The 20,985-nt window shown below is 59.0% G+C and carries 15 protein-coding genes; 5 read left to right on the top strand and 10 right to left on the bottom strand.

Going from position 1 to position 20,985, the window contains the following annotated elements; translation table 11 throughout:
• Positions 1 to 26: 26 nt before the first annotated feature.
• The 3 genes from hmeg3_RS20720 to hmeg3_RS20710 form a co-directional block, all read right to left on the bottom strand.
• Complete coding sequence (locus tag hmeg3_RS20720) at positions 27 to 680, bottom strand: GntR family transcriptional regulator (protein WP_094565419.1); 654 nt, start codon at positions 678 to 680, stop codon at positions 27 to 29.
• Positions 681 to 800: 120 nt separating this feature from the next.
• The gene (locus tag hmeg3_RS20715) at positions 801 to 1,823 is read right to left on the bottom strand and encodes a tetratricopeptide repeat protein (protein ID WP_094565418.1); all 1,023 of its coding nucleotides are present in this window, start codon (positions 1,821 to 1,823) and stop codon (positions 801 to 803) included.
• Positions 1,824 to 1,931: 108 nt separating this feature from the next.
• Entirely contained in the window at positions 1,932 to 2,297 is a 366-nt protein-coding gene (locus hmeg3_RS20710; RefSeq protein WP_094565417.1) for a nucleotide pyrophosphohydrolase, read from the bottom strand.
• Between the two features lie 59 nt (positions 2,298 to 2,356).
• On the opposite strand from hmeg3_RS20710, the gene hmeg3_RS24825 reads away from it, so the two are divergent.
• The 3 genes from hmeg3_RS24825 (at position 2,357) to hmeg3_RS20700 (ending at position 6,085) form a co-directional block, all read left to right on the top strand.
• Positions 2,357 to 2,509 carry a hypothetical protein gene (locus hmeg3_RS24825; protein WP_157739314.1) on the top strand — a complete coding sequence of 51 codons (153 nt, stop codon included), beginning with the start codon at positions 2,357 to 2,359 and terminating at the stop codon, positions 2,507 to 2,509.
• 120 nt (positions 2,510 to 2,629) lie between these two features.
• Positions 2,630 to 4,177 (top strand): methyltransferase regulatory domain-containing protein, encoded by a 1,548-nt coding sequence (locus hmeg3_RS20705; protein WP_094565416.1) that lies wholly within the window; start codon positions 2,630 to 2,632, stop codon positions 4,175 to 4,177.
• 231 nt (positions 4,178 to 4,408) lie between these two features.
• A complete protein-coding gene (locus hmeg3_RS20700; RefSeq protein ID WP_232511756.1) occupies positions 4,409 to 6,085 on the top strand; it encodes a GGDEF domain-containing protein in 1,677 nt (558 codons plus the stop codon).
• A gap of 13 nt (positions 6,086 to 6,098) precedes the next feature.
• Here the strand turns inward: hmeg3_RS20700 and hmeg3_RS20695 are convergent, their stop codons facing one another.
• Positions 6,099 to 7,034 carry a LysR family transcriptional regulator gene (locus tag hmeg3_RS20695; RefSeq protein WP_094565414.1) on the bottom strand — a complete coding sequence of 312 codons (936 nt, stop codon included), beginning with the start codon at positions 7,032 to 7,034 and terminating at the stop codon, positions 6,099 to 6,101.
• A gap of 296 nt (positions 7,035 to 7,330) precedes the next feature.
• Between hmeg3_RS20695 and dctA the strand changes: the two genes are divergently transcribed.
• Positions 7,331 to 8,581 (top strand): C4-dicarboxylate transporter DctA, encoded by a 1,251-nt coding sequence (dctA, locus tag hmeg3_RS20690; protein ID WP_094565413.1) that lies wholly within the window; start codon positions 7,331 to 7,333, stop codon positions 8,579 to 8,581.
• A gap of 76 nt (positions 8,582 to 8,657) precedes the next feature.
• Here dctA and hmeg3_RS20685 read toward each other — a convergent pair whose 3' ends face one another.
• From hmeg3_RS20685 to hmeg3_RS20665, 5 genes are all read right to left on the bottom strand, one after another.
• Entirely contained in the window at positions 8,658 to 10,202 is a 1,545-nt protein-coding gene (locus tag hmeg3_RS20685; RefSeq protein WP_232511755.1) for an argininosuccinate lyase, read from the bottom strand.
• Positions 10,202 to 14,134, bottom strand: a complete 3,933-nt coding sequence (locus tag hmeg3_RS20680) for an S-layer family protein (RefSeq protein ID WP_198361731.1) — start codon at positions 14,132 to 14,134, stop codon at positions 10,202 to 10,204. The genes hmeg3_RS20685 and hmeg3_RS20680 overlap by 1 nt, the downstream gene beginning before the upstream one ends.
• Before the next feature lie 8 nt (positions 14,135 to 14,142).
• Entirely contained in the window at positions 14,143 to 17,229 is a 3,087-nt protein-coding gene (locus tag hmeg3_RS20675) for a ShlB/FhaC/HecB family hemolysin secretion/activation protein (RefSeq protein WP_094565411.1), read from the bottom strand.
• 91 nt (positions 17,230 to 17,320) lie between these two features.
• Complete coding sequence (locus tag hmeg3_RS20670) at positions 17,321 to 18,364, bottom strand: alpha/beta fold hydrolase (protein ID WP_094565410.1); 1,044 nt, start codon at positions 18,362 to 18,364, stop codon at positions 17,321 to 17,323.
• A gap of 272 nt (positions 18,365 to 18,636) precedes the next feature.
• Positions 18,637 to 19,632: an AraC family transcriptional regulator gene (locus hmeg3_RS20665; RefSeq protein WP_094565409.1), complete on the bottom strand. Its 996-nt coding sequence runs from the start codon at positions 19,630 to 19,632 to the stop codon at positions 18,637 to 18,639.
• Positions 19,633 to 19,820: 188 nt separating this feature from the next.
• On the opposite strand from hmeg3_RS20665, the gene hmeg3_RS20660 reads away from it, so the two are divergent.
• Positions 19,821 to 20,357, top strand: a complete 537-nt coding sequence (locus tag hmeg3_RS20660; protein ID WP_094565408.1) for a carboxymuconolactone decarboxylase family protein — start codon at positions 19,821 to 19,823, stop codon at positions 20,355 to 20,357.
• An 84-nt stretch (positions 20,358 to 20,441) separates the two neighbouring features.
• Here the strand turns inward: hmeg3_RS20660 and hmeg3_RS20655 are convergent, their stop codons facing one another.
• Complete coding sequence (locus hmeg3_RS20655; RefSeq protein WP_094565407.1) at positions 20,442 to 20,936, bottom strand: hypothetical protein; 495 nt, start codon at positions 20,934 to 20,936, stop codon at positions 20,442 to 20,444.
• Positions 20,937 to 20,985 lie beyond the last annotated feature (49 nt).

The following is a 20,985-nucleotide window of genomic DNA, read 5'->3' as shown; positions in this document are numbered from 1 at the left end:
GAACGAGCGTGTTGAGCGGAGGAAACTCAGGCAGGAAGTTGCAGGCGCGCTTCCAGCGCCAGTAAATGCTTGTCCATTTCGTCGGCCGCGCCGTTACTGTCGCGCAAGGACAGCAGTTCGACGAGGCGGGCATGTTCGTCGTGTTCGCAACTGGCTTCACCGGGAGCTTCGTACAAGGCGACGATGAGCGAGCAGCGCGTCATCAGTTCGGTCAGCATGCGTTGCAAGACCTGATTGCCGGACAACTCCGCCAGCGCCAGATGGAAGCCGCCGGCCAACGCCACCCAGCGCGGATGATCCTGATCGTGCAAGGCATCGTGTTCAGCACGCAGCCGTTGCTTGAGTTTTTCGATATCGCCGTGTTCGATGCGGCGCGCCACTTCGCGCACGATGGCGCCCTCGATGGCGCGGCGCGCAGCGAAGACGTCGCGGGTTTCCTTGGGACTCGGGGTGGCGACAGCCGCGCCTTTGTTGGCAACGATGTCGACGATCTGTACTTCCGACAGGCGGCGTAATGCCTGACGCACCACCGTGCGGCTGACCCCGAACTGTTCGCACAAAGCGGCTTCCTGCAAACGCGTGCCCGGCTTCAGACGGCCATGCATGACGCCATTGAAGAGCGCGTCATAGACGGTCTGGTCAAGGCTTTCGGCAGTATCGGCGCTACGTGGAGGTTTCATGGAAATACAAACATGGTCAGATGAGGTCAGATGAGCGGCCCGGCAAGCCGCCCGAGGTCGCCCGTATGATAACTGTAATGCTCCCGCAGCGTGAGCCGCCCGAACAGCTCAGGGAATAGTTCAGGAGCGTACCTTGTAATAGGCGCCACCCATGCCGTCGACCGTGAACTGCATCTGTACTGTGCGTTCCGCGCCGCAGAAGAAGACGTGCCAGTCTTCGGACCATGTTCCTTTGATCGGATAGGTGCCGGTCACGAGAGGTTGCGTGAGCGGTAACCAGACGGCGTCGGCTACTTTGCTGACGTCTTTGATGGCCATCAGACGAAAGTCCTTGCACTGCGTTGCGTTGGGCGTGCCGGCGCGTTCCGAGGCCAATGCCGCTCCCGTCATGACGGTCGGGATTGCATCGGCAACGACCTTCGGCGCTGCGCGTGTGGGGCCCAGCGTATCGACCTGCTGCGCCAGGGCGAGATATTTTTGATAGTCCGCCGGCAGGTTGGGCACACCATCAAGCAGCGTGCGGATTTGCTTGGTGGTGCCCGCGCCGCTTTGCTCCAGCAGCAAGGTGGCCAGCATCAGTCGTGCCGGCAGATAGCCTGCGGCGGCCGAGCCGGCGAGACCGTCAATGGCCTCGATCTGGTCACCGCGTTCGCCAATGCTGCGACGGGCGATGGCGTTGTACTTGCGGTCGTCTGCCTTGCCGTTGACCATGAACTGGTTGGCCGGATCAAGCGTATAGGCCTGCCACAAGCCGTAACCGGCACGCTGATCGCCACCGGCGATGGCTTTGCGTGTCCAGGTGCGCGCTTCGGCGAAGTTGACTGGCAGACCATTGCCCGGCAGGTTCAGATTGCCGTAAATGGCGGCGCAGGTCGGCTCGCCGCCTTCAGCGCATTCACGCGCCAGTTTAGCTGCCTGCGGGACATCGCGGGCAGTGCCCTGGCCACGTAGCGTCAGCAGTACAAGAAACGATTTGGCGCGGTTGTCGCCTTGCGCGGACAACTGCGAAAACTCGCGATAGGCGGCATCGTATTTCTGCTCGCCGTAAGCCTTCATTGCACTATTGATGTCGGCATGCGCGGACAGGGCGCACAGGCTCAACAGCGTGCCGCATGCAGCGGCGATCTTGAGGGACGGCTTCATTCTATTTCCTGAAATGGAGTGGATCACGATTAGTACTCTTTACTTCGCGGCAATGATGGCGGTTTGGACTGGCGATCATCGCCGGTGTTCAATGGACGCGTTGAATACTCAATACTCGGTGTACTTACGCGACTGGCCTTTGACTTTTTCGACCGGATATTTCTCGCGGTTCAGCTGCATCTTCTCGATCACGGCGTCGTACAGATCGACGTTGGCGCGATCCGCCAGACGGATCAGATACACCAGCGAGTCGGCCAGCTCATGGCGGATACCGATGCGTCGCTTGTCGTCGAGTTCATGGTCTTCACCGGTGTTGAGCCATTGAAAATGCTCAACCAGTTCGGCCACTTCGACCGACAAGGCCATGGCCAGGTTTTTAGGCGTATGGAACTGCTGCCAGTCGCGCTCCTCGGCGAACTGGCGCACGATGTCGCGCAGAGCGGTGAGGTCGGAGGCGGGGGAGGAGTTGCTCATGAGATAAGGGCTGGCTATGGCAAAAACAGACTATAGCCGATTGCCCGGAGAGAGTGAACTTGGCGGCTCGTCTCAGAATACCGGTAGATCGTGCTACCGGCAGTACTTTCGGTGCGCCATCGGGGGCGATGTTGATTGCCGACGACGACGAGGCGGAGCTGGAGATCGGCCGCTATCAGAAAGATGGAGTCAGGCGTCAGACAAGAGAATAAGCCGGAATCTGCGGCGTATTCTTCAAAACGCCGCAGCCCGATTCTGCGACACTGCGTGTTGGCATTTTGATCGAACTCCCCGCAAACATAGACAGCACAGAACAAGGGACAGACAGCGCAATGAACTCTAACTGGACTGACGGCTACGTCACCGACATCGGCTACACCCATGGCTACTACCCGCAACTCAATCCGGCCCGGTTACAGCTGGGATTTGCCGCGGTCGGGCTCGATAGTCCGCTGGTGCGCACAGCCTGCGAACTCGGGTTTGGACAGGGATTGAGTGTCAATATCCACGCAGCGGCCTCGCCGGTGGCGTGGTACGGCAATGACTTCAACGCGCAGCAGGCGGCCAATGCACAGACATTGGCTGCCGCTGCCGGCAGCAACGCACAATTGCTGCCGGCCAGTTTCGCCGACTTCTGCATGCGCGACGATCTGCCGCAATTCGACTTCATCGCCATGCACGGCATATGGAGCTGGGTTTCTGCCGAAAACCGCAACATCATCCGTGGCTTTGTCGAGCGACATCTCAAAATCGGCGGTGTACTCTACGTCAGCTACAACACGCAACCCGGCTGGGCGGCGTACATGCCGCTGCGCGATTTGCTGCTACGCCATTTCGACATGCCCTCCAATGAAGGCAAGGGAAGCGCCGAACGCATCGACGCCGCGCTGGCATTCGCCGATGGCCTGTTCGCCACCAATCCTGTTTATGCGCAAGCCAATCCCTTCATGCAAGAGCGGCTTGAGCTGGTTAAAAAACAGAGCCGCCACTATCTCGCTCACGAATACTTCAATCGCAACTGGCATGCCGAGTCGTTCGCCGACATGGCCGACATCTGGTCCGGAGCAGGACTGGAATTCGCCTGCTCGGCCGACTTCCGCGATTATCTCGACATGGCGAATCTGACGCCGGAACAGCGCGCATTCAGCGCCGGCATTGAAGACCGCCATCTGCGCCAAAGCGTGCGCGACTTCATGGTCAACCAGCAATTCAGGCGCGATTACTGGGTGCGTGGCGCGCAGCAGCTGGATCCGTCCACGCATCAGGCAACGCTGGCACAGCAGCGTGTGGTGCTGCTGAATCATCCCGACAAGATTCCCATGATGCTGAAAACGGTCGCCACCGAGATCACATTGAATCCGCATATCTATGGGCCGATCATCGAAGAACTGTCCGACATGCAGCCGCACACGCTGGGAGAAATCACCGGCGTGGTCGGCTCGCGTAATCTCGGACTGCAACAGGTGCTCGACGCAGTGATGATGCTGATCGGCGCCGGCAATGCCGCGCCGGTGCAGCTCGATGCCGACATCGTGCAGGGCCGTGACGGCAGCGCCGCACTCAATCGGCATCTCATCGGGCGTGCCGCCGAGGAAAGCGCCGACGGCGACATCGAACATCTCTCCAGTCCGCTCACCGGCGGTGGTGTACCGGTTGATCGTATCCAGCAACTGTTCATGCTTGCCGTGCTGGAAGAGCAGCAGACACCGGATGCCATCATTGCTTTTGTGTGGCGCCATATTGTTGCGCAGGGCAAAAAACTGGTGCGCGACGGTGTACGACTTGAAGATGAACAAGACAATCTGGATGAGCTAAGCGTTCAGGCACAACGTTTCTTTGTCGAACGCTTGCCGGTGCTGCAAGCGCTGTTGGTGATCTGAGTGCTGTGCAATGAATTTTGCGATGCAATGAATTCTTTAATTTGTTTCATTGCATTTGAATGCGGCGACTCCCGGTAAATCGCACTGGATTGCATTGAATTGCCGTGGTTTTTGAGCACGCGTCGCATGCCGCCGCGCTATATAGGTGGCATCAAAGTCGGGTAAGATGACATGCTTGCGAGAGAGAAATTTCGCACCTGCATCACGATTATTTCCGAGAAGAAAAACATTTTGAGCAATCTGTCGCAAGTAAAGTGGACGCTGAAGACCAAGGTCATCATGGTCGTGGTCGCCGCCGTGCTGGTGACGACCGCCGTGATCGTATCGGTCTCGCTTTACGTCATGAAGCGAGACATCAAAGCACTGATTGGCGACCAGCAATACACAGCCGTCCGGATGATCGCCACGGCTCTTGACGAGAGCTTCCACACCCGCCGTATCGCCTTGCGCGCCTTGTCACAGGGCTTGCCGGCACCCGCTTACCAAGATCACCAGTTGTTGCAGACCTATCTGGCCAGCCATACGAGCCTGACCGAGATGTTCTTCAACTTTTCCGTATTTGCGGCCAATGGCGAGTTGATCGCCAATTTCCTCGACAAGAGCGCCGTCGGCAAATTCAATGTTGCTGATCGGGAATACATGCGACGCACTTTGTCGCAAAAACAGGGCGTGATCTCCGAGCCTTTGCGCAGCCAGATTTCTGAGCGCGCGATCGTGCTGATGACGGAACCGGTATTCGATGACCGCGGCGAAGTGGCAATGGTGTTTGTCGCCAGCATCGATTTGCAGCAGGCCAATTTTCTGGGCCAGTTCACCAATACCAAGGTTGGCAAGAACGGTTTCATTTTTGTGCTGACGTCCAAGGGCATCATTGTCGATCACATCGACAAGGGACGTATCCTGCAGCATGCCAATAGTTTCGGCGGCAATAGCGGGGGCACCGACAGTGCGCTGAGCGGATTCGAAGGCAGCATGGAAGCTGTCAGCCGCAACAATCACCCTGCGTTGTTTTCCTTCAAGCGGATGCAGACTACCGACTGGATCATCGGCTCCATCTATTTACGCGAAGAAGCTTTCCTGCCGATTCGCGACATGCAAAAGAAGGCTTTGCTGGTGTCGTTGTCGTTGGCCCTGGTCGCCGGCTGGCTGGCCTGGCTGATCATGTCGCGACTGATCGACCCGTTGCACCGCCTGCACGGACATATCCAGAAAATCCGTGCCGCCAAGACCTACGATGAAGTGCCGCTGTCTTATCGTGAAGATGAAATCGGCGACCTCGGCAGTGCTTTCAACTCACTCATGCGCGAACGCAAGGACGCCGAAATCGAGCTCGATCAGGCTCGCCTGAATCTGGAAAGCATGAACAAGGCGCTCGAACGGCTGGCGTTGGAAGACGATCTCACAGGATTGGCCAATCGCCGCCAGTTCGATCTCAGCCTGCAGGAAGAATTCAGCCGCGCCATGCGCAACGGCGATTCACTGGGATTGGTGATGGTCGACGTCGATCACTTCAAGCAATACAACGATATTTACGGCCATCTTGCCGGGGATCAGTGCCTGCGCAAAGTCGGCCGAGTGATCAAGGGCCAGCAGACGCGTCCCGGTGATCTGATGGCCCGCTATGGCGGTGAAGAAGTGGCGATCTTGCTGCCCGGTGCAGACGAAGCAGGCGCTATGGCGGTGGCCGAACGTATCCGGATCTCAGTGCGCCAGCTGGGTTTGCTGCATGAAGGAAATGAAGCGGGCATCGTCACCATCAGCGCGGGCGTCAGTGCCTTCGTACCGATTCGCGATATCGACGCCGCCGACAAGCTCATGCGGGCCGCCGACAAGGCGCTGTACCTCGCCAAGAGCGAAGGCCGCGATCGTGTGCGCAGCAGTTCCGATCTGCCTTCTTCGGCTGCCTGAGCTCCTGATTTTCTTAAGTCTTCTTGTACTGGCGTGTAAATTTTTTTGCCAGTTCCAGGAAGTTCTTTTCTGACGGTGAAATGCTGGCAGTCCTGCTGACCAGCGTGATTGGCGCCACCAGCGCCGGCCGTGCATCGCGGATACGGCAGTACACAACGCTGTCGCGATGGAAGTCCTTCATCGACGCCGGCACCACCGAGATGCCGCCACCTGCTGCCACCAGACTGATATTGGTCAACATGCGTTCGACTTCCGATGCAATGCGTGGCGTAAAGCCGGCATTCTCGCAAGCTTCGATCAGGTTGGAATACATCCCGGGCGCACCATGCCGGCGCACCAGGATGAATTGCTCTTCCACGAGCGATTTGATCGATATGACCGGCAGTTCGCTTTTTTGTGGCTGCTTTTGCTTCTCCAGCAGCGGGTGGCCGACCGGCAGAATCAGCAGCATCTCTTCTTCCAGCAACTGATAAAAACCGATGCCGCGCGGCTGGCTCACCGGCGAACGCAAAAATCCCAGATTGACCTTTCCTTGCTCGATTTCCTCGGTCAGTTCAGCAGCATTGCCTTCGCGCAGCTCGAGATGCACGCCGGGATAGGTGTCGCGGTAGGCGCGGATGATGCCGGGGATCAGCGGGTGCGCTGCGGCGGAGCTGGTGAAGCCGATGATCATCGTACCTTCAAAACCCTGCGCGGCGCGCGCTGCTTTGGCCGAGGCCAGTTCGACGCTGCGCAGGATGGATTTGGCTTCTTCGAGGAAGGCGACTCCGCCGGCAGTCAGTTCCGCGCCTTTCGGGTGGCGGCGAAACAGGTCGAAGCCGAGTTCTTTCTCCAGCATGCGGATCTGGTGGCTGAGCGGGGGTTGCTGCATCTCCAGGCGTTCGGCGGCACGGGTGAAATGTTGTTCTTCGGCGACGACGAGGAAGTAGCGGAGGTGGCGGAGTTCCATTTCAGGGGATCTCTTTTTAGTTTTGAGATGAGGAGTGTTGATACATTTTACATCTGAGGATGTTTTGTTCAGCGGTTACGTTTTTGGTCGCCGAAAGAAAGAACAATTTAAGTTACCAACACAAGCAAGCCGGAACAAAACATAAAACAATTCCACAACCGCAATTGCGGATACCCCTCATCCCCATCACCTCCGCCAACCACCTCAAAAAGGATAAAATTCTCTCCAGAAAAGATCGCCTCAAAACGCTCAAAAAACCAAAAACAACACCGGAGACCGCCCTCACCAGGCACCCCATGAAGCAAGCCTTCTACAAGAACGCCTTCATCCAGATGCTCATCGCCATCGCGATCGGCATCTTGCTCGGCCATCTCGACCCGCATCTGGCGGTGCAGATGAAGCCCATCAGCGACGGCTTCGTGCGCCTGATCGGCATGCTGATCGGCGTGGTGATGTTTGCACTTGTCGTGCTCGGCATCGCGGGCATGCAGGACAAAATGCACGCCGCCAAAGTGGGCGGCAAGGCAATTGTGTATTTTGAGATCATGACCTTCGTCTCGCTTGGCTTCGGCATGCTGGCGGCAAATCTCTTGCAACCCGGGGCCGGATCCAATCTCGATCTCTCGCATCTGGCTGAAAACAGTACACAGTACGCAGCAAAGCTGACCACCACCAGCATCGCTGATTTTTTGCTGAACATTATCCCGAATAGTTTCGTCGATGCCTTCACGCGCAACAGCAGCTTGCAGATTCTGTTGCTGGCGGTGCTGTTCGGTGTTGCGCTGGCACGGCAAGGAGAGCGTGGACGCAGTGTGACCAGCTTCATCGAGGCGATTTTGCGGATTCTGTTCGGCATGATCAATCTGATACTCAAGGTCGCACCGCTGGCGGCGTTTGGCGCGATGGCTTACACCATCGGACGCTACGGCATGGCGTCGGTGCTGCCGCTGCTGCATTTTGTCGGCGCGATTTATATCGCCAGCATTCTTTTCGTGTGCGTCGTGATGGGGGTGATTGCGCGTGTGGCGGGAGTGAATATCTTCCGTCTGATCGCTTACATCAAGGAAGAATTGCTGCTGGTGTTTTTCACCACCTCATCGATGGCGGCGTTACCGGGTCTGATCGAAAAGATGGAGCGCATGGGGTGCGCGAAGGCGGTCGTCCGGCTCGTACTGCCGACCGGTTATACCTTCAACCTTAACGGCACCAACATGTACCTGACCATGGCCGCGATGTTCCTGGCGCAGGCTGGCGGTATTGACGTCAGCATGTGGCAGCAACTGTCGTTGCTGGCGATTGCGATGCTGACCTCCAAGGGAGCAACCAGCGTGACCGGTTCCGGTTTCATCGCATTGGCGGCGACGCTGAGTACGTTGCAGATCATTCCCGTGGGCGGCATCGTGTTGCTGCTGGGCGTGGAACGCTTGATGAAATGCCGCTCGCTGAGTAATGTCATCGGCAACTGCCTCGCCTGCGTGGTGGTGTGTGCATGGGACAAGGCGCTGGACCGGAAGGCGATGGCGCAAGTGCTGTCATCGCCATCGTAATAACCCTGGCTGCAATAAAAAAGTCCCGGCATTGCCGGGACACGTCCTTCCTGCCACCTTACCACTTCTTGCCGGCTTATTTTCCCAGCTTGTAGAACGTCTGATCCAGATTCGCCGACGCCTTTGCCAACTTCTGGCGTTGCTGCTGCACCCACGTCATATCCTTGTCCAGCTTGGCTTTCTCGACACCCAGCATGCGCAAGACTTCTGCACGCTGCGGGCCACCAAGGCCCTTGCTCGATGCCAGCATGTTTTGTGCCGTGAGTGACTTCTTGTATTGCTCTTGTGTGAGCGGGAACTGCGTGCGCTCGAAATTGAATTTCTTCACCGCCTCGGTGTAGATCTGTTGCACGATATCGAATGGAATATCCGCCGGCTTCATCTTGTTGGTGCGGCCGTAGGTGACCAGATCCGAAGCGAAGTGATGGCCCACACGGAACGGCACGTCGGAATCACGCTGCAAGATGTCGGCCAGTTCGGTCGTGGTGGAATAATCGGCATCCACTTCTTGCAGCGCGCGCTCCTTGTCGATCACCAGATTGTCCAGCAAGTCGGCTAGTTTGACGAAGGCGTTGGAGGTCAGCTCCAATGTCTTTTCGACCTGATCGCGCTTGTAATCGGGCATGCCCGGCGAGACATTGTGCGCCTCCAGTTGGAAGGTCATGGCGCCGCCGACGATATCGCTGGCTTGCAGGCGCAGGACGTTCAGGCCATAGGGATTGCGCTTCTGCGGCATGATGCTGCTGGTGCCGGTGAGGCGGCCTTCCTGGATCATGATCCAGGGATACGGTTGATGGTATTGCGTGTGGAAGTCTTGCACCAGAATGCCCATCGTCAGCGCTGCATTGCTGCACAGGCTGACCAGTTCCATGCCCTGATCGAGCGCGCCGAGTTGTGCGGCGTCGTAGGAGTTTTCCACCGGGCCATCAAAGCCGAGCAGCTCCGCCAAACGTTTGCGATCAACCGGAAAACTCGATGTGCCCAGCGCCCCAGCACCGAGCGGACTCAGGTTCAACCGCGCATAGGCTTCCTGCAGACGCGTGCTGTCGCGGCCGAACGCTGAGGAGAATGCCAGCAGATAGTGGGCAAACGTCGTCGGCTGCGCCTGCACGCCGTTGGTGTAAGCCGGCACGATGGTGTCGAGATTTTTCTCTGCCAGTTCCAGTACTTCCGCTTTCGACTTGTTCATCGCATCCATCAGGTCCAGCGTGCGTTCGCGTTGCATCAGACGGCGGTTGGTCGACAGGATGTCCTGGCGGCTGCGGCCCGAGTGCATGCGCGAGCCGTCAGGGCCGGCGATGGCCAGGATCAGCGGTTCGTATTGCAGGTAATCGGCAGGACGTTTGGCACCCGGCTGGTCACCGTTCCTGATGACCTGATCGACGGCCGAGACGATCTTCTTGCCGAGGTCGGGCGGTACGATCTTGTTCTCGATCACCATCACGGTAGACGCCTTGTTCATCTCGCCGAGAAAATAAAAGGCATCGTGATAAGCCGGCTTGTTGTCGGCGGCGATAGCGGTACCGAGGGTCATCAGCGCCAGCGGCACCAGAGCAAGTTTTGCGATGCGCGCTGTGTGGCGCGGCAGCATGGCGCGAAGAGAAGGGGATTTAGTCAGCATCATTGGTTACCTTGAGTACTGGTGTTGGTCGGAGTTAAAGTGGGCGAAGTATCAGTTGGTGCGTCAGCAGCGATGGGCCCGGCGGATGCCAGCTCAATGTTCATGCGACGCGCGCTTTCATTGAATGGAGAGAACACATTGCTGTTGCCGCCAGGGAGATTCCACGTGTTGCCGGCGAGCTGTGTTTGCAGCACGGTAGTGACGGGAGCGGTCAGCGGATTGGTCAAGATGTTGCTGATCCCGTTGCCGAAGTTCAGGATGACTAACCCCGTGCCGGTTGCTGCGAACGTGGTGGCGTCACCGGATTGCCCAAGCGCCGCGCCATTTGGTGCTCTGCCGGTAATAGCCAGAATGCCGTCCGCGACCTGCAGCAGATTGGTGCCGCCATTGAAACGCAAGCCATAGCCGCCGTTGCCGGTGGCGTTGACGGTCACGTTGCCGCTACCGCTAGTACTTACCGTGTTGAAGCCATTGGTGCTGCTGCCGACGAAGGCAATGCCTTCACCCGCGCCGTTTCCGCTGCCGGTCAGTGCGATGTCGCCGCTGCTGGACTGGATCTTCACGCCGGCCGCTGCGCCTGAACTTGGACTGCGGATGGTGATGCCGGCGGTGCTCGACGCGCTGCCGCTGGTGCCGGTCAAGGCCAGCTTGCCGGTATTGGTCGAGATGACGGCGCTGCTGGCGTTGGTCGACGGATAGATCGTGATGCCGCCGGCGTTGACCGAGGTGCCGGTCAGGCTGACTGAGCCGCTGCCGGTGGCGCGGATGACGCTGGTGCCGGTGAGTACGCTGATGCCATCGCCGTACACGCTGCTGCCAGTGATGCTCAGTGCGCCATTCTCCACACTCAGCAACGCGTTGCCGTTGCTGTAGAGGCTCACGCCGTCACCCTGGTCTGCTGCATTGCCGATCAGTGTGACATTGCCGGAACCTGTGGTCTGAATCTTGTTGGTCACGTTGAGAATCGCGATACCGTGATCCAGCTCCGGCACATTGGGTGAATGGAAATTGCCGTTGAGCGTGATGTTGCCGCCCTGTGACGAGATGTTGTTGACCGACGCCGTGCCATTGCCACCGAGTGCAATCGCATCCGAGGTCCCGACCGAATCGCCGCGCAGGGTGATGTCACCGTTGACGGTGGTGACGTTCACACCCGTGGCGCTACCGCTTGAGTTGAAGAAAATACCGTAGCCGCCAAAGCTGTTGGTGCTGTTGCCGTTGATGGCGATGTTGCCGCTGGTCGTGCCGATATTGATGACCGCGTTCAGCGCCGATGGTGCGATATCGACGCCGCGGCCCGAGGCGCTGGTGCCGTTGAGGCTGATATTGCCGGCGGTGGTCTTGATATTTACGGCGGCATACTGGCCGCCGGCATCCAGCGACAGCGCCTTGAACGAGCCGCTCGAATTATTGATCACGTTGTTGTTGGCCGTCATCGTGATGTTGCCGGCGGTGCTGGTGACGTTGACCTGCGAGCCGACGGCCGAGCTGGTGCCGTTGCCGGAAGCGATCAGCGCCAGTGCCGGGGTGGTGCCACCTGAGGTGGTGCCGTTGATATTGATGTTGCCTGCAGTATTGATGCTGATCAGCGAACTGGCGCCGGTGGAATTGAGCACCGTGCCGTAACTGCCGGTGCTGTTGCCGTTGACGTTGATGGTTCCACCCGCAGTGGAGTTCAGGACGACGGAACCAGTGCCGCCGGCTGCCAGATAGACGCCGCGTCCGGCGCCTGCGAAACCGTTGCTGTTGGCTTTGATGGTCAGTGCGCCACTGCCGACGGTGATTGTTTGCGAGGACGTGGCAGCGGTCGAACATACCAGCACACCGAAGCCGGAGGTTGCATTGCCGCTGATCGTGACATTGCCGGAGCCGGCTGCCGCGATAGTGTTGTTGGTGCTGAAAATACGTGTGCCGTTGCCGTTGCCCAGATTGGTGCTATCGACACTGATCGAACCGCTGCCGTTAGTGACGACACGGCTGCCACCAGTGAGGATGAAGGCGTCACCGGTACTGGTCGTACTGGACTGATTGGCAAGAATCGTAATGCTGCCGCCACCTGCATCGATAGTCGAACCGGTGATTTGTACAGCGCTGCTGTTGGTGGTCACATTGCTGGCGATGGCGCCTCGGATGGTAACGTTGCCGCCACTGGTGTTGAGCGTCGAACCGCTGATGAGAATGGCCGAGGTACTGTTGACGGCGGTACCGGCCGAGCCGGTGGCAGGATCCAGACCGCCGCTCATTGTCAGATAGCCGCCGTTGGTGGAGATTGTGCTGTTGGTTAAGGAGATCGAGCCATTACCGGAATTGTTGAAGTTGGAAAACAACGACACATTCAATGACTTTCCAGTGGCGTTGCTGATCGAGAAATTACTCATCACGATGTTGCGATGTGCCTGCAAGGTCAGCGACGCATTACCGACCGCCTTGACGTTGTCAAGCACGTTGATGTCGCCTGAAGTGCCGCCCACGGATGTTGTGTAGACACGTACGTTGGCGCCTTCCGACAGCGAAGCATTGAGCGTTGCTGAACTCAGATTGGAGCTGGAGGCGCCGCTTGATGTAAACGGTGCTGTCGAGGTGGCGCCGGTGGCATTGGCTGCGCTGGTGATATTGATATTGTAAGGGTCGATCAGCCAGTCGCCACCCAGTCCGGATGCCGCGCCCAGATGTACCAGTCCATTGACTTCCAGATCATGGCCGGAAGTTTCCACGACTCCGCCACGTCCCGTCGCGCCGGCACCTTGCGCACTGATGTCGCCGTAGAAGCGCGTGCTGCCGGTTGACCACAGCACCACCGAGCCGCCATTGCCGCTGGTGATGGCATCCGCCTTGATGGTGGCGTCGCCACCCATGTACACGGCTTCGGCCTGACGCTCCGTACCGCCGCCCTGATAGTTGCCACCGACCAGCACGGTGCCGCCGCCGGTGTCGCCGGAGGCGTCGATGCGTGTGCCGTCGAACAGGCCGACGTATTGGCCGAGCACTTTTGCCGTGCCGCCGGTCTCACCGGCGTTGACGCCGGAGACATTCAGCGTGCCGCTGTTGGCGACGATGCCCGCATCACCGCCATCGAGCAGGATGCTGCCATTGCGATTCTGCAGGCTGCGCGCCTCGATCACGCCGCTATTGTTGACGACGTTCGACAGCATGGCATCAGTCGCACGCGCCGTCATGATGACCGTGCCGCCGTCGGCTTGCAGCAGGCCTTGATTGACGACGTTGGCGTTAAGTGTGGCGTTGCTGACTTCAACATTGATCAGGCCGTCGCCGTTAAAGTCCAGCGACATCTTTTCACCGGCGGCCAGCACCACGCTGCCGAGGCGCGCAACGATGTTGCCTTCATTGCGCACCTGTGCGCCTAGCAGTGCGACATAGCCGCCGTCGGTTGCAGTGATGTTGCCCTGATTGATGACCGAGCCGCCTGCACCTTCCGCTTCAAAGATGTTCTTGCCGGCCATGAAGTTGGCGTCGGAAATGTTCAGCGTGCTGGCGACCAGACCGCCGACATTGACTGACGAACCGGCCCCGAACAGGATGCCGGATGGATTAATCAGATAGACCTTGCCGTTGGCGTTAAGCTGGCCGAGGATCTGCGATGCATCGCCCGAGGTCACGCGGTTGAGCGCGACCGACGAGGACGTCGGCTGCACAAAGTTGACGGTCGCGCTGCTGCCGATGTTGAACGTGTTCCAGGTCGCCGCCATGCGATCGGAGGTTTGCGTGACCGTCATCGTGTTGCCGCTTTGGCCGATGCTGCCGCTGCCGGCGGTGATCTGGCCGTTGGTCGGCAAGGCGCCGGCGTCCAGCGCGTGCGCCGGCAGCACCGTCAGACCGCACCAGGCGGTGAGGACGGCGACGCAGGCCGGCTTGAGCGCCGGATTGATTTTTTTGGCGGGACGGGTGCGAGTGAGCTTGTTCATCGTCGTCATGACAGGCCTCAGAAAGTGTAGTTGACGCCCACGCCGATGGCGCGGATGGTGGTGCCGACGCCCGGCGAGAGGCCGGTGGCGCCGAGCACGCCGGAGACGGCGAAGTTGTAGTTGGCCAGCGCTTCATTGCGCAACACCACGTACTGACCGAAGAAGCGCGTCTGCTTGCTGTACTTGTAGGAGAAGCCGATCGCCTGCGATTTGGCGCCCATGCCGTCGGTTGAACATTTGACGTTGCCGGACGTGCTGCCGCCGATCATGCTGCAATCGCCCGCCAGTGCCTTGGCTGCGCTGGCGCGCAGCTCCAGCGCGCCGATCTGATGCGAGATGCCGAGCATGTAGGCACGGCGGCGATAGTTCGACAAGTCGCTGGAGGTGGTGCTGTTGTTGACCACACCCGATTCCGAATAGGACAGGTCGTCGGCGATCAGCGAGATCTTGGTCTTGCCGAAATCGTAGGCGATACCGTAGCGCAAGCTGAAGTCGCTCGACGACGTACCTGCCGTCACGTGCGTGCTGCTTCCGACGCCGCGCGCATCGCGTCCCAGGCTGGCGATACCGAAATAGTTGATGTGCTGTTCTGCCGCGACCACCGCAGAGAAGCCGCCGTGCTCATACGACAGGCTGCCGCCGTAGATATAGCCGGTGGCGACGTCCGAGGCCGCTTTCATCCCGTTGTTGGAATACGCCAGCTTGAGCTGGAAGCCATACAGCTTCGGCGACCAGTAGCCGATCAGGCCATCCTGGCGGCGATTGAAGGCGGCATCGTCGTTGTTGGAGTTGATGGCGTCGCCGACCGGGCCGGCGTTCTTGGTGATGCTGGTGACGAAGCCCGGCGAGCCGATGATGTTGTAATGCGCGGCGCTGGTCAGACCCTGGAAGGGATCGAAAGAAGTCGTGCTTTCTTTCATCGGTGTGTCCCAGCGACCATACATCAGCGTGCCTGCCGACGGATTGCTGAAGGCGACGCCGGTGTTGCGCAGGTCTTGCGAGTGCGTCCAGTCAGGCACGGCTTCGGCGCTGCGGTTGGTGTAGTTGAGCGACAGGCCCATTTCCAGCTGCCACAGGAACTTCCATTGATCGTACAGCTGAATGCCGCTATGCGCGCCGATGTAGGAGACGTTGTCGCGCACACGCCAGAAGCCCGGCATGTTGCGGCCGTTGGGTGTGGCCAGCTTGCTTTGATCGGCGGCTGCCGCCGGCGTCGCGCCATCGCGGTTGACGAACTCCGGTACCAGGCCGAGCGAGCCGTAGATCACAAAGGCGGTTTCCGGTTCTTCGAAATCCTCACCCTTGCCGGTGGTGTCGGCGCCGAAGCTGGAGAACGCCTGCGGCGACCCCGACACGGAGACCCACAGGCGGCGCGCATTGCGCTGCTCCGTGGTCGGATTGACGCCGGGCGAATAGGCGGCGCTGGCGTTGAACACCAGATCCTTGTGATAGACGTTGAGACCGATACCGTAGCCGGAGCGCGACTGCGAGTTCTGCGTCGTGTCCCACGGCGACTTGTTGACGGTGACGCGGCCGGCATCGGCGAACAGTGCGCCTTCGACCACTGCGCCGCCATAGACGCCGATCAGCTTGCGCAATTCCACGCGGCCCAGCACACCTTCATCGCCGGCCGCCTCACCGACCGGATACGCTCGCACGCCGTTGGGGCCGCCCAGGCTCATTTTTTCCGACGCGTCGAGATTCTTGTTGGCGTACTGCGCGTTGACTGCCGCCAGCAGCGAGTAGCCGCCGCCGAGTTGTTGCAGGCGGCTATAGGCGATGTTGACCTTTTCGTAGTTGCCCGCAGCCTTGGACGTAATGGCATCGAGCGCGGCGTCGTTAGGTGTTTCCTTGTCGAGCTGGCCGCGACCGTAGCGCAGGCTCCAGCTATTGTTGCCTTGCGCGCCGAGCAGGTTGTCGCGCCAGTCGCCATACAGCGTGACGCTCCAGAAGCGCGCCGACTTGTTGACTGCGGTGGCCGAGGTGATGTCCTGAAAGTGGCGGAACTCGGCCGCCAGCGACAGATTGATATTGGCCTTGCGGGACCGGTACAGCGAGTCGTTGATGAAGAAGCTCGATACCTTGGCTGATCCGCTGGCCTGTGCGTCTTTCAGGTTCTTGCCGACGTTGTATTCCAGTTCGGCGATGCTGGCGCCGATGGAGACGCCGCTGCTGCCGAGCGGCAGCGAAAAGCTCAGGCCGGCAATGCGCAGGCCTTCAAACGAGTTCTGGGTATTGATGCTGAAGCTCTCGCCCAGACCCAGCGCATCGTTCAGGTTGACGTTGGCCGACAGGCGGTTGGCGCCGGTGTAATAGTTGCCGTAGTTGTCGATGGAAACGCGCGAGGTGATCGCGGTCATCTCGCTGATCTTGAGTACGATGTCGGTGGCGCCGGCAACCGAAGCAGGGCGCAGCAATGCACGCACCGAGACGCCTGAAATATCGGACAGGCGCAGCAAGGTGCCTTCCAGTTCGCTCTCGCGGATGACGGTGCCGGGTTTGAGTTCGTCCAGAAAGCGCTGGATGATGCTCTTGTCGAGACGCACATTGGTGTCGGTGTCGGCGATGACCTGGCCGATGACGCCCTCGCGTACGGCGATGGAGACCTTGCCGTCACGGATCTCTTGCGCCGGAAGGTAGGCACGTGCGACCAGATAGCCTCGGGCGCGATAGAGATTGGTGATGCGCGAAGCAGCTTTGCGCAGGCCGTTGAAGTCCAGTTCCTGTCCGATGAATTCACTCAGTTCGGCTTGCAGCACGGCGTCGTCGATGGAGGCGTTGCCGCTCAGTGCAAAGCTGCTGACCTTGACGCTGACGGCAGCCTGCTGCGCGGCCGACGAACCGGCATCGTCGGTGTCCTGCGTTTCTTTTTCGATTTGCACGCGTTGACGTGGCTGACCCTGATCCTGTTGCTGCAGGCGCTCGCGGTCGGTCGGCGTCAGTTGCTGGCGATTGGCGTCGAAGATGCTGCCGGAGCTTGGCGGCGTTTGTGCATAAACCGCTACCGGCGCAGCGGCCAGCATGGTCAGTACTTGCATGGTCAGCATGCGACCGGCCGGCGCCGATATTCGCCGGCGGTGCGCGGCAAAACGTGGTTTGTTCATTTCCCTGTCTCCTGATTCTTCTGTTTTTTACGCGGCGCTCGTCAGTGTGTTATTGCGGCGCCGTCGTTGGTGTTGCTCGCTGTTGCGTTCGTTATTGCGCCGGGAAGATCTTTTCCGCAGCGATATCTGATCCGAACAAACCGCCGGCTTCGTGGCCCGCACCCGGGACTTCAAAGTCGGGGTGATGCACCGGTGTTTGCCATTTCTTGGCGAGGAATTGTTCGTAGCGCACGTAGTTGTCGTGGCGTTCAACACGGTTGGACCCTTGCAGGCGGGCACCGCAGGTCTTGTCGAGGAAGCGGTGATTGGGGTTGTTGTCCTTGCTGCCGACCATGTAGGTGACGTCGCGCGCGGCGTAGCGTTTGAACAGCGCTTCACCATTCAGCCCTTGTCCGTAGGGCAGCATCTCGCCGAGGCCGTAGCGGTAGTTGTCGTAGCCGGGGCAGGTGATGCTGCCGGCCGGTGCAAAACCGTTATCCGCATTACCGGTCGGACGGTTGTTGTCCAGATACAGATAAGACGAGGGGCTGGAAATGACGTAGCGCACCTTGACGCCGGCTTGCCTGAGTTTTTCGTCGGTATTGTTCAGCACGGCGTAGCGCTGCATCAACTGCGCACCGGCGGAGTGGCCGATGAAGACGATTTCCTTCAATGCCGGGAAGCGTCCGGAAGTCAGGAAGGCCGCGATGTCGTCAAACACGCGGAACGAGCTGATGCCGGTCTTGCCGTGTGTCGAATCCTGACCTTGCATCCAGTTGTCGCCGCGCCACAAAGCCATCTTGCTGTCCGACAAGCTGTCGCCTTCGGTGAGGAAATTGGGTGTCAGCAGCAGGTTTTGCGCCGGATCGAGTTTGGCCTTGTGCAGGAAATCCAGGCCGGTTTCAAAGTAGCGGTCGCCGTCGCGCTTGACGCCATGCTCCAGAATGATGGCGCGCGTGATGGAGGTGTTGGTTTCGCTCAGCGAGTTGTTGGCGTAGATGGCAAAAGCGTATTGCTGGGCACCCGGGGCAAGCATGACGACTTGCGGTGGCGGAATGTCTTCTGCGGATTTCTTTGCGTAGCTCGCCGACGGCAGCAACAAGGCGGCTGCCAGCAACGAGGTACTTGTGATCTTGATAGCGGTGGCCATGGCCATGTTGACTTCCCTTGCATCGGCAAACGATTCGGATCAACAGGGAGGCAAGGTCTTTCGACGGGCAGAAAACCGGGACGGCGTGCTTGTGTGCAGTATCAATATCAATAAAGCGCCAAGTAGTGTGCTGTTGCGGTCTCCTGCTCATGCAGCCGCATTATTGGCATCGGCATCCATCCCTGAGCATTATTGTTCTTGTTGGGTGCGATTATAGGAGCCGCATTTTGCGATGTAAAATATCTCGATTTATATATCTTGATACTTTAAAAGTATTGTCATGCGTTGATACCGGCCTTTGTATTCAGATTTGCATTGACGACCTTACGCGCTTCGCGGCGGTATTGGCCGGGGCCAATGTGGAAGTGGCGTTTGAAGACGCGGTTAAACGAGGCTTCCGATTGGTAGCCGACTGCTTCAGCGACGTCGGCCACGCTGTGCTGCCGGTCAGCCAGCAGATAACCAGCCTGCGCCATGCGCGTGCGCGTGAGGACTTCTCCCGGTGTGGCGCCTGCAGTAGCGCGAAACAACCTTGCAAAAGTAGTGCGCGACAAGTGGCAGGCGTCGGCCAGCTCTTCCAGCGACCACGCGCGTCCGGGTTCACTCAGCATGCATTGCAGCGCGCGCTGCAAACGCGGCGACGCCAGCAACGCGAACAAGCCCGGGACTTTGCGTGCTTCCTCCTGATCCAGCCAGGCGCGCATGAGCAGCGCAAACAAAGCGGAAGACAGTTGCGTTGTTACTGCATGGGCGCCGGGGCGCGGCGTTTCTGTTTCGATGCTGAGCATGCTCATCAAGGTGCCTAGCCCGGCAAAGTCCGCGCGTCCTGCCGTGCGTACCAGCATCACCGGCGGCAGCGAGCGCAACAAGGCCGAGGCCGTTTCTGCAGCGAAATGAAACTGGCCGCACAGAATATCGGTATGCGGCTTGGTGCAGCTGTCGACGTTGGCGGTTTGCTTGCGGATCAAAAAATCTTCTTCGTGGCGCGGCGCATCTTGCGGCAAGGCCTGTTTGCCACGTCCGGCGGTATGCAGGGTATGCGCGGATCCATGCGGAAAGAACACGATATCGCCGGGCTGCAACGCCGTGCCTCGTTGATCTTCCGCGTCGAGCAGGGCGGTGCCGCTCAGAATCATGTGGTAGCGGGCGACGCCGGCTGCTGCAGGTTGTTCCTCCAGGCGCCATGGCGCGCCGAAATGGCAGTGAATATCCAGCACGGTACGCACCGGATACAGCGCCAGCAGGCGGCTGAGGGCATCTGAAGAAGCGGTCATCTTTATCGGTCTATATTGGATTGGTACGATTGATCAATTTATTGGCATATTTTGCCATTAAAAGTTTCATCATGCCTCCCTATACTTCATTCCATACCGCGCTTGAACATAAACACCAATGTGACGCCAGGCCGGTTGCCACGCTTCTCTTATTGAATATTCGTTGAACACTATTGAAAGGATTCATCATGTCTCGTCTTTACACTCAGGATATCGCCTCCGCAACCGGCCAGGCCGCACAACTGTTTGGCGTCATCAAGGCCGCCATCGGCAAAGTGCCGAATGCTTACGCGACCATCGGCAGCAACAGCCCGATCGTATTGGAAACTGTACTCAGCATGGATTCTGCCCTGCGCAAGAGCTCGCTCAAGGGCAAGCAAGTTGAAGCCATCAAGCTGGCCGTCAGTGAAGTGGCAGGTTGCGATTATTGCCTCGCCGCGCACAGCTTCGCTGCGAAACGTCTCGGTCTGAGCAGCGAAGCCGTCGTCGGCCTGCGCCATGCCGAAAGCTCGGGCGACGCACAACTGGATGCGTTGTCGACTTTTGCCCACTATCTGGCGACAACCAAGGGCACCGTGCCGGTGGAAGTTGTTGATGCCGTCAAAGCTGCCGGTTATACCGATGCGCAAATCGTCGACACTTTGCTGGCGATGGCTGCCATCAACCTGACCAATCTGTTCAACCGAGTCAATGACACGGTGGTGGATTTCCCTGCCGCTGACTAATCGATGCAGCAATGAGATGCAAAAACGAAATGGCCTCCGGAGGGATTACCTGCGGAGGCCGTTTTTATCGTGCGTGCTGACGAGTTACTGTTTGCCAGGCACCAGGTATTTGGATTTTGCGCAGTAGATCTTTGCCTTGGTGTCGGCATAAGCAATGATGCTGCCGGCTTGCGACTGGCGTTGTGAATACTTGCTGTTGTCTTCCAGCGAATAACGGATACCGACGCTTTTACCGATGGCATCGGAGAGTGCCTGCGGCGTGCCGTTGACCACGGCGCCGATGAAATCGGCCGGGCTGCTGCTGTCGTTGACCAGCACGTCAGTGATCTCCATGCCCCAGATATTGCTGCCGGCTGCCTTGAACCAATAGGCACCGCCTTCATTCTTGTACGGCTTGCCGAAGGCTTCAAAGAGATAGTCGTAGAAATATTTGCTGTTGAGCTGGTTCAGGCACAGCAGAGCGTTGCCGACTTCGATGCCGAAGGTCGCCGCCGGTGCTGCATTGGCGATACCGGTAAGGCCGGTAACACTCGGCGCCAGCAGCGCGCAGGCGAACGCGATGCGATGGATGATTTTCAAACAAACTCCCTGTTGCGCGCGGCGTCTTCTTGCAGACGCCGTCAGATAG

The organism is Herbaspirillum sp. meg3, assembly GCF_002257565.1.
In the GTDB taxonomy this organism is placed as follows: Bacteria; Pseudomonadota; Gammaproteobacteria; order Burkholderiales; family Burkholderiaceae_D; genus Herbaspirillum.
Note: the sequence above shows the minus strand (reverse complement) of the source record. Positions and strands in the feature narration are given on the sequence as shown.